Origin of the sequence: Kitasatospora sp. NPDC006697 (assembly GCF_042869935.1) — a bacterium.
GTDB lineage: Bacteria > Actinomycetota > Actinomycetes > Streptomycetales > Streptomycetaceae > Kitasatospora.
Genome location: NZ_JBIAGU010000018.1, coordinates 186,027 through 194,775, shown reverse-complemented (window position 1 = coordinate 194,775; position 8,749 = coordinate 186,027). Strand labels below are relative to the sequence as shown.

The window sequence follows — 8,749 nt, the reverse complement described above, 5'->3', positions numbered from 1 at the left end:
GGGGAGCGGATGTACCGCACGGGTGACCTGGTGCGCTGGAGTGCGGATGGGCAGTTGGTGTACGCGGGGCGTGCGGACGAGCAGGTGAAGGTGCGTGGGTTCCGCGTCGAGCCGGGTGAGGTGGAGGCCGTGCTGGCGGGTCACCCGCTGGTGGCGCAGGCGGCGGTGGTGGCGCGTGAGGACGTGCCGGGCGACAAGCGCCTGGTCGGCTACGCCGTCCCGGTGAACCGCGAACACTCTGCTGACGAACTGTCAACTGTTCTGCGCGCATTCGCCGCTGAACACCTGCCCGAGCACATGGTGCCCTCGGCGGTGGTGGTGCTGGAGGTGCTGCCGTTGAACGTGAACGGCAAGCTGGACCGAAAGGCCCTGCCGGCGCCCGACTACGGCACCGCGGGCGGCAGCGGGCGCGAGGCGGCCACGCCGCAGGAGCAGATCCTCTGCGAGGCCTTCGCCGAGGTGCTGGGCGTGCCGGCGGTCGGCGTGGACGACGACTTCTTCGAACTCGGCGGCCACTCCCTGCTGGTGGTCTCCCTGGTGGAGGCGCTGCGGGCGCGCGGCGTCGCGACCTCGATCCGGACGGTCTTCGCCGCCCGCTCGGTGGCCGGCCTGATGGAGCAGCTGAGCCTGTCCGCCGTGCAGGGCGCGCTCGACCCGGTGCTGCCGATCAAGGCGCGCGGCAGCCGCTCGCCGCTCTTCTGCCTGCACCCGGCCGGCGGGCTCAGCTGGTGCTACTCGCCGCTCGCCCGGCTGGTCCCCGAGGACCGACCGGTCTACGGCCTGCAGGCGCGCGGCTTCGATGGTACGAGCGAACTCGCGTCATCTGTCCAGGAGATGGCCAGTGACTACGTGACTGCGATCCGTGCGATCCAGGAGTCCGGCCCCTACCATGTACTCGGTTGGTCGTTCGGAGGGATCTCCGCCCAGGAGGTCGCCGTCCAGCTGCGCGCCCAGGGGGAACAGGTGTCCCTGATCATCATGGACGCGTATCCGCAGAACGGCCGGATCCTCGCCGAACCGGCCGCCCACGGGATCGGGAGCGGGCCGGAGCCGGAGGACCGGCCCACCCCGGACATGTCCAAGGAAGACGCCGAGTTGCTCTACTTCATGAACGACATCCGTGAAGCGGTGGACCTCGGCGCCGTGACCGACGACGAACTCGCGATCCTCGCCCGGGTGCTGCGCAACAACGGGCAGGTCATGTCGCGGCACCTGGTCCGCCGTTTCGACGGCGACCTGCTGCTGGTGACGGCCGGCGAGGAGCGCACCGAGGGCGAACCGAGCGCCGAATGGCAGCCGTACGTCTCCGGTGCCATCACCGAGCGGCAACTGCCCTGCACCCACCACAACATGGCGCAGCCCGCCATGTTGGCCCTGGCCTGGGACGCCATAGCGGCGTGGCTGGCCACCGAGCCCGGGAGCACTGGGCAGCAGTCGTAGCCCGACCAACCGACACACGGTCAGACCGGGCCCGGCCGGCGCCTCCCAGCGCCGGCCGGGCCCGGCCGCTGTCGCCTGCGGCAAGACCGGGCCGGACCGCCCGCCGAGCGGGAAAAGAATCTTCGGCAGCCGTGAACCGAACTCCACCGCGTCGCAATAGAGGTAGTGATGGACGACGACGAGCTGATCGCCCGCCTGGCCGGCGGCGACGACGTAGCGCTGCGGGAGCTGTTCCGCCGTCATGCGCCCTGGCTGGCCGCCAGGTTGCGGACCGTGCTGCCCGCCGCCGACGTGGAGGACGTGCTCCAGGAGACCTTCCTGGGCGCCTGGCGCAGCGCGGCCAACTACCGGCCGCAGGAGGCGGCCGGCGGCTGGCTCTGGGTGATCGCCCGCCGGCAGGCCGCGATGTGGCTGCGCCGGAAAGGACAGGACTCGGTCCCGGTGCCGGTCGAGGACCGGCCCGCCGAGCAGGACCAGGTGGAGGCCGCGATCGTGCGGGCCGACCTGAACAGCGCGCTCACCGCCCTCGGCCCGCAGGACGGCCCGGACCGCGCGGTCTGGGACCTGCTCTACGAGCAGGACCGTCCGGTGGCCCAGGTGGCCCAGATCCTGGGGGTGCCGGAGGGCACCGTCAAGAGCCGGGCACACCGGGTGCGCAAGCTGCTCCGGGCGGCCCTGATCGGCAAGAGAACGGCGGAAGAGGGGTTGTGATGGATCAACTGGACAGCGCACCGCCCGAACTGGACCTCGACCGGGTGTGGGTCAAGGTGGCCGCCGAGGTCTGGCGCCGGGAGCCCGGCCGGATCGAACGGCTGGCCGCCCGGCTGCTCCAGTCGCCCGGCCTGGCCCGGGCCCTGTGCACCACCCCCGGCCTGCTGCTCCAGTGGCTGATCGCCAGCGTGGTGGTGCTGGGCGCCGGCGCCGCCGTGACGGCCGGCACCGGGCAGCCGGCGGTGGCGCTGGCCGCCCCGGTGGTGGCGGGGGTGGGCATCGCCTGCGCCTACGGTCCGGGGATGGACCCGGCCTGGGAGCTGTCCCGCTCGATGGCGGTCAGCGACTCGATGGTGCTGCTGGTCCGCTCGCTGGCCGTCTTCGCGCTCAACGCCCTGCTCACCCTGCTCGCCGCCGTGGTCTCCAGCACCGCCGCCGGGATCGCCTTCTCCTGGCTGCTGCCGATGACCGCGGTCTCCCTGCTCGGCCTGGCCGCCGCCCGGGTGGCCGACTCGGCCAACGCCGGGATCGCCGCCGCCGTGGGCGGCTGGACGGTCGCGGTGCTCGTCTCCCAGTCGGTGACCGGCGATTTCGCCGGTGCCGTGAACGACTCCTCGCTGACGACCCCCTACGTGGGGTTCGCCGCCTGTTGCCTGCTGATCGTGCTGTACCCGCCGCGCTTTCTGAACCCTAGGGGGAACTCGTGAACGTAGAGATCCACGACCTGACCCGCCGCTTCGGCCGGCACCAGGCCGTCAACGGTGTCGAACTGCAAGTCGATTCGGGGGTGTTCGGCCTGCTGGGCCCGAACGGCGCCGGCAAGACCTCGCTGTTCCGGATGATGGCCACGGTGATCCCGCCGTCCTCCGGCACCCTGCGGCTGCTCGGCCGGGACCCGTCGAACCAGAACGAGCGGCGGGAGATCCGCCGCCGGCTCGGCTACCTGCCGCAGAACCTGGGCTACTACCCGCGGTTCACCGTGGTCGAGTTCGTCGAGTACTTCGCGCTGCTGAAGGAGATGCCGCCGAACCAGGTGGCGAAGGCGGTCGCGGCGGCGGTGGAGAAGGTCGGCCTCGGCGACAAGGCGCGGGCGCGGCTGCACACCCTCTCCGGCGGCATGCTGCGCCGGGCCGGGATCGCCCAGGCGATCGTCAACAGCCCCGAGCTGGTGCTGCTGGACGAGCCGACCGCCGGCCTCGACCCGGAGCAGCGGGTCGGCTTCCGCACGCTGCTGCGCGAGCTGGGGGAGACCGCCACCGTGGTGGTCTCCACCCACCTGGTGGAGGACGTGGGCGCCGCCTGCAGCCGGGTCGGCCTGATGTACGCGGGCCGGATCGCCTTCGCGGGCACCCCGGCCGAGCTGGCCGGCCTCGGCGACGGCCACGCGGGCGACGCCCCGCTGGAGCGCGGCTACAGCGCGGTGCTGGCGGGGGTGCGGTCATGACCACGACCCTGGCCGCCCCCGCCACGGGCACCCGGCGCACCGGCGGAGTGCTGCGGCTCTGCGCCGGCCGGCTGCTGCGGCTGGAGCTGAAGCGCAACGCGATGCTCTGGCTGGTGCCGATGGCCGCGGCGATGTTCTGGTTCGACTGCTACCGCAGCACCATGGCGCTGCCCGCCTTCTGGCCGACCCGCGAGCTGTACCTGCAGCAGGGCCGCCCGCTGGTGGACTTCGCCCCGTTCGTGGCCGGCGCGGCCGCCTGGATGGGCTCGCGGGACGGCCGCCGCGGCACCGACGAGCAGGTCGCCTCGACGCCGCTGCCGCGCTGGGCGGCCCGGCTGGCCGCCTTCGCCGCCACCGCCTTCTGGGCGCTGGCCGCCTACGCGGCCTGCACCGCCGGGCTGCTCGCGGCGATCTCGGCGGACAGCCCGCGCGGCGAGCTGTCCTGGTGGCCGATCGCGGTCGGCGCGGTGGGCGTGCTCGCCTTCACCGCCGTCGGGTTCGCGGCCGGGGCGGTCTTCCCGAGCCGGTTCACCGTGCCGCTGGTGGCGATCCTGGCGCTGCTGCTGCTGATCCTCACCCAGGACGGCATCACCCACAACGCGACCTACGGGCTGCTCTCGCCGACCAACATCCTGGGCGCGCCCGGCCCCGAGGCGGGCGTCTTCTACCCGTACCCCGGCGACCTGTCGATCGTGCAGATGCTCTTCATGCTCGGCCTGACGGTGGCCGCGCTCGGCGTGCTGGGCGTGCGGGCGATGGGCGCCGGCTCGGTGGCCCGCACCGCCGCCGTGGTGGTCACCGCGGCCGGCCTGGTGGCGGCCGGGGCGGGCGTGCAGCTGGCCGGCACCTCGAAGGCGGTGGCCAACGGCACCTCGATCTCCGCCGTGCACGACTCCGGCAACGACGAGCCGATCAACGACAAGCAGGTCTGCGACGGTTCGGCCGGGGTGCAGGTCTGCCTCAGCCCGGTCTACCAGGGCTACCTGGCGAACCTGAGCACCGCCCTGACCCCGCTGTTCAAGGAGGTGGCCGGCCTGCCCGGCGCGCCGACCCGGACCGAGCAGGTGCTCTTCCCGTACCACGGCGAGGCCGTCTACTCGACCTCCGCGGTCGACGGCGACGTGCTGCGGATCGGCCTCAACATCGGCCGCAACGGCATGACCTGCTTCCTGACCGGCCCGAAGAGCAGCACCTGCGTCACCGTCTCCAAGCTGTGGGACAACGCCGACCTGGTCGGCGCCGCGATCCGCCCGCACACCGCGAAGACCGTGGTGGACCAGCTGGTGGGCGGCACCACCGACGCCCAGCAGGCGGTCTCGGCCGGGCTGCTGACCGCGATCGGCGTCACCCTGACCGACCCCGGCGCCCCCTCGATGCTGCCCAACGGCGCGCCGGTGGTGCCCAACCCCGACATCCAGGTGATGGGCCCGCGCGCGGGCACCCCGGTCGCCGCGGCGGCCCAGCGGTTCGCCGCCCTCACCCCCGAAGCCCGCCACGCCTGGCTGGCCGGCCACCTGACCGACCTGCGGGCCGGCCACCTCACCCTGACGGACCTGCCGTGAGCACCGGAGAGGCACAGATGACGACGCCAGCAGTCCGGCCCAACGCGGCCGAGGTGGACCGGTTCCGGGCCCGCGGGGCCGGGCCGCGGCTGATCCGGCTGCACCTGGTCTCCCGTCAGGTCCCGCTGGCGCTGGCGATCCTGGCCGGCTGCGGCGTGGTCTTCCAGCTCGGTCTGCGGCTGGACTGGGTGCAGGGCGACGGCCCGCTGGCCCAGCAGATGCCGGTGATGGTGGAGGCCGCCGCGGCCGCCGTGATCGCGGCGAGCACCCGCAGCCCGTTCGGTGAGAGCGAGCTGGCACACGGCCGGCTGCTGCCCTACCTGCGGCTCGGCGCGGTGCTCGGGCTGACCCTCGCCGCGGTCGGCCTGCTGGCCGCCGGGACGGCCGGCGGCCGGCTGCCCGACGGCACCTGGGCGCAGGCCCGCAACGTGATCGGGATGACCGGCCTCGGCCTGGTCAGCGCCACCCTGTTCGGCGGCGCGCTGGCCTGGATCGGCCCGATCGCCTACGCGGCGGTCACCGAGTTCGCGCTCACCGCGGCCTGGAAGTCGCCGTGGATCTGGCCGGCCCGGCCGCCGCACGACCTGGGCGCCGAGCTCTGCGCGCTGCTGGTGCTGGCGCTCGGCCTGGTGCTGATCGCCGTGCGCGGGCCGCTGATCACCGCTCGCGAGTAAATCGGACGACCGTTCGTCCATGGAACGCCGAAGGCGCCTCCCGGAATCCGGGAGGCGCCTTCGGCATGCACCGGGGGTCACCAGGCGTTGAGCCGCCCGTCCAGGTAGAGCTGACGGCTCGCCCGGCGCTGCAGCTTGCCGCTGGTGGTCCGCGGGATCGCGCCGGGCTTGACCAGCACCACGGTGGCGATGCCCAGTTGGTGCTCCTCGGAGACGGCGCGGCGGACCGCGCGCTCGACCTCGGTGCGCGGGGTCGAGCCGGCCGGCGCCTCGGCCCCCGGGGGCGCGACCCGCACCCCGAGCGCCGTCTCGGCCACCGCCACCACCAGCAGCCGGCCGTCCTGCTCGTGGCCGAAGACGGTGGCCTGGCCCGGGGCCAGGGCCGGGTGGCTCTCCGTCAGGGTGATCTCCACGTCGCGCGGGTGGTGGTTGCGGCCGTCCACGATGACCAGGTCGTCCCGCCGGCCCGCCACGTACAGCTGGCCGTCGCGCAGGAAGCCCAGGTCGCCGCTGCGCAGGAACGGGCCCTCCGCCCCGTGCGCGCCGGCCGGGCGGGCGCCGAACTTCTCGGCCGAGACCTCCGGCAGCCGCCAGTAGCCGCTCGCCAGGCTCGGCCCGGCGATCCAGATCTCGCCGACCCGGTCCGGCGGGCAGGGCAGGCCCGTCTCCGGGTCCACGATCCGCACCCGCAGGTTCCGCGCCACCCGCCCGTTGGAGATCATCCGCCGGGCCGGGCCGCGGCCGGCGGGCGGGGCCACCACGCCCCGCTCGGTGATCGCCGCGATGTCCACGTCGAGGTAGCGCGGATCGCCGGGCTCGCGCTCGCCGGAGACGTACAGGGTGCCCTCGGCCAGGCCGTAGGCGGGCTTGAAGAACTCGCCGCGGAAGCCGGTCGGTTCGAAGGCCGCGGCGAACCGCTCGGCGGTGTCGAAGCGCACCGGCTCCGAGCCGCAGGTGGCGTTGCGCAGCCGGGACAGGTCCAGGCCGGCCCGCTGCTGCACCGGGATCCGGTCCACGCAGAGCTCGAAGGCGAAGTTCGGCGCGCTGCACAGCTGCGCGCCGTACCGGCCGACCGCCTGCAGCCAGGTCAGCGGCTTGACCAGGAAGGCCATCTGCGACATCAGCACGCTGGTGCCGCCGTTGCGCAGCGCCAGCAGCAGTTGGACGATCCCCATGTCGTGGTAGAGCGGCAGCCAGCTCACCGTGGTGAGCTCCGGGCCGAGGCCGCCCAGCTCGAAGCCCTCGGTGATCGCCCAGAGGTTGGCCGCCAGCGCGCCGTGGCTGATCACCGCGCCCTTGGGGTCGCCGGTGGAGCCGGAGGTGTACTGCAGGAAGGCCGGTTCGGCGGTCGGCGTGAACGGGTCCGTCCAGCCGGCCTCCTGGCCCGACCAGACCTCGCGCACCGCGAGCCGCTGCGCCACCCCGAGGCCGGCCACCTCGGCGTGGTCGACCAGGTCGGCGCTGGTCAGGATCACCGAGGGGGCGGCGTTGCGGCAGATCGCGGCGATCCGCCCCCAGTGCCGGGGACCGCTGGAGAGCCGGTCCGGCTTGGGCACCGGTACGGCGATCACCCCGGAGTAGAGGCAGCCCAGGAAGCCCGCCACGAACTCCAGCCCGGTGTCGCACATCAGCAGCGCCCGCTCGCCCGGCTCGGCCACCCGGCGCAGCGCGGCGGCCGTGCTGCGGGCCCGGCGGTCCAGCTCGCCGTAGCTCACCGCCTCGTCCTCCTCGCCGTGCAGGTCGAGCACCACGCAGGCCCGCCGGCCCGGCGCCGCGGCGGCGTGCGCGCGCACCAGCTCGGCCAGGCCGGGGTGTGGCGGGGCCGGGCGCAGTTCGGTGGTGGCGGTCATCTCGGGGCCGCCTTCCCCAGCAGCTCGATCACTCTGCTTCCCTCCTCGAGTAGTGCGAAATGGCCGCCGGGGAGCTCCACCCGTTCGAACGGCCCGATGGTGACGGCGCGCCACTGGTCGACCAGTTCGCGCGGCAGCGGATCCCCGGCACCGATGAACGCGGTGACCGGGCAGGACAGGACGGGCAGCGGCCCCGGCCGGTACCCGCGGAGCAGTTCGAGGTCGGCGCGCAGGACCGGGGTGAAGAGCGCGAGCAGCTCGGGGGAGCGCAGCAGCGCCTCGGGGATCCCCCGGTAGCGGTCGGCCAGGAAGGCGATCAGCTCGCCGTCCGAGAGCAGGTCGAAGCGCGGCAGGTTCGGGCGGGCGCAGTGCGGCGCGGCCGAGGCGGCGACGAACAGGTGCTCGGGGGAGCGTCCGTGACGCTCCGCCAGGTACCGCGCCAGCTCGAAGGCGACCACCGACCCCATGCTGTTGCCCAGCAGGGCGAACGGCGCGTCGAGCCACGGCAGCAGCGCGGCCGCCAGCTCGCGGACGAGCATGGCGACCGTGTCGGGACGTGGTTCGCTGCGCCGGCTCTCCCGGCCGGGCGGCTGGACGGGGACGACCTCCACCCGGCCGTCCGGCTGCCGCACCCAGCTGCGGTACGCGGTGGCCCCGCCGCCCGCGTGCGGCAGGCAGAAGAGCCGCAGCGGCGCCGCCTGCGCGGCGGCCGGGTACGGCAGCCAGGCGCTGCGGCCGGGTGCGGTCCGCCTCACCCGGCCGGCTGGGCGGCCAGCAGCCCGCCCAGGTGGGCGGTCAGGTCGGTCACCGTGTCGATGTCCCAGAGCAGGGTCGGCTCGACGGTGACGCCGAGCTCGTCCTCGATGTCGGCGCAGAGCGCGATCGCGTAGACCGAGTCGAGGCCGAACTCGGTGACCGGCACGTCGAGGGAGATCTCCTCGACGGGCATCGACAGGTAGAAGGCGATGCGGTCGATCAGGTAGGCCTGGATGCCGGCGGCCTCGCCGGGCGGTGCGGGGGTGGTCGGGTCGGTCTGGGTCATCGGGATGCCCCTCTCTGGGCTCTCTC

Annotated in this window: 9 protein-coding genes; 6 read left to right on the top strand and 3 right to left on the bottom strand. The window is 74.1% G+C overall.

Going from position 1 to position 8,749, the window contains the following annotated elements:
• The 6 genes from ACFYNO_RS24700 to ACFYNO_RS24675 all read left to right on the top strand — a co-directional run.
• On the top strand, positions 1-1,440 hold a 1,440-nt coding region (locus ACFYNO_RS24700; RefSeq protein ID WP_388016370.1), incomplete at its 5' end, for an alpha/beta fold hydrolase.
• A gap of 168 nt (positions 1,441-1,608) precedes the next feature.
• Positions 1,609-2,151 (top strand): RNA polymerase sigma factor, encoded by a 543-nt coding sequence (locus ACFYNO_RS24695; protein ID WP_388016367.1) that lies wholly within the window; start codon positions 1,609-1,611, stop codon positions 2,149-2,151.
• Positions 2,151-2,858 (top strand): hypothetical protein, encoded by a 708-nt coding sequence (locus tag ACFYNO_RS24690; RefSeq protein WP_388016364.1) that lies wholly within the window; start codon positions 2,151-2,153, stop codon positions 2,856-2,858. Before ACFYNO_RS24695 ends, ACFYNO_RS24690 begins: the two co-directional genes overlap by 1 nt.
• Entirely contained in the window at positions 2,855-3,595 is a 741-nt protein-coding gene (locus tag ACFYNO_RS24685) for an ATP-binding cassette domain-containing protein (RefSeq protein ID WP_388016361.1), read from the top strand. Before ACFYNO_RS24690 ends, ACFYNO_RS24685 begins: the two co-directional genes overlap by 4 nt.
• Complete coding sequence (locus ACFYNO_RS24680) at positions 3,592-5,157, top strand: hypothetical protein (RefSeq protein ID WP_388016358.1); 1,566 nt, start codon at positions 3,592-3,594, stop codon at positions 5,155-5,157. Before ACFYNO_RS24685 ends, ACFYNO_RS24680 begins: the two co-directional genes overlap by 4 nt.
• Positions 5,158-5,174: 17 nt before the next feature.
• Positions 5,175-5,831, top strand: a complete 657-nt coding sequence (locus ACFYNO_RS24675; protein ID WP_388016355.1) for a hypothetical protein — start codon at positions 5,175-5,177, stop codon at positions 5,829-5,831.
• A 77-nt stretch (positions 5,832-5,908) separates the two neighbouring features.
• Here ACFYNO_RS24675 and ACFYNO_RS24670 read toward each other — a convergent pair whose 3' ends face one another.
• Genes ACFYNO_RS24670 through ACFYNO_RS24660 form a run of 3 tightly spaced genes read right to left on the bottom strand, consistent with a single transcriptional unit; the run spans position 5,909 to position 8,723 of the window.
• Complete coding sequence (locus tag ACFYNO_RS24670; RefSeq protein ID WP_388016352.1) at positions 5,909-7,681, bottom strand: fatty acyl-AMP ligase; 1,773 nt, start codon at positions 7,679-7,681, stop codon at positions 5,909-5,911.
• On the bottom strand, positions 7,678-8,436 hold the full coding sequence (locus ACFYNO_RS24665) for a thioesterase II family protein (protein ID WP_388016349.1): 759 nt from the start codon (positions 8,434-8,436) through the stop codon (positions 7,678-7,680). Before ACFYNO_RS24665 ends, ACFYNO_RS24670 begins: the two co-directional genes overlap by 4 nt.
• Entirely contained in the window at positions 8,433-8,723 is a 291-nt protein-coding gene (locus ACFYNO_RS24660; protein ID WP_388016346.1) for an acyl carrier protein, read from the bottom strand. Before ACFYNO_RS24660 ends, ACFYNO_RS24665 begins: the two co-directional genes overlap by 4 nt.
• Between the last annotated feature and the right edge of the window lie 26 nt (positions 8,724-8,749).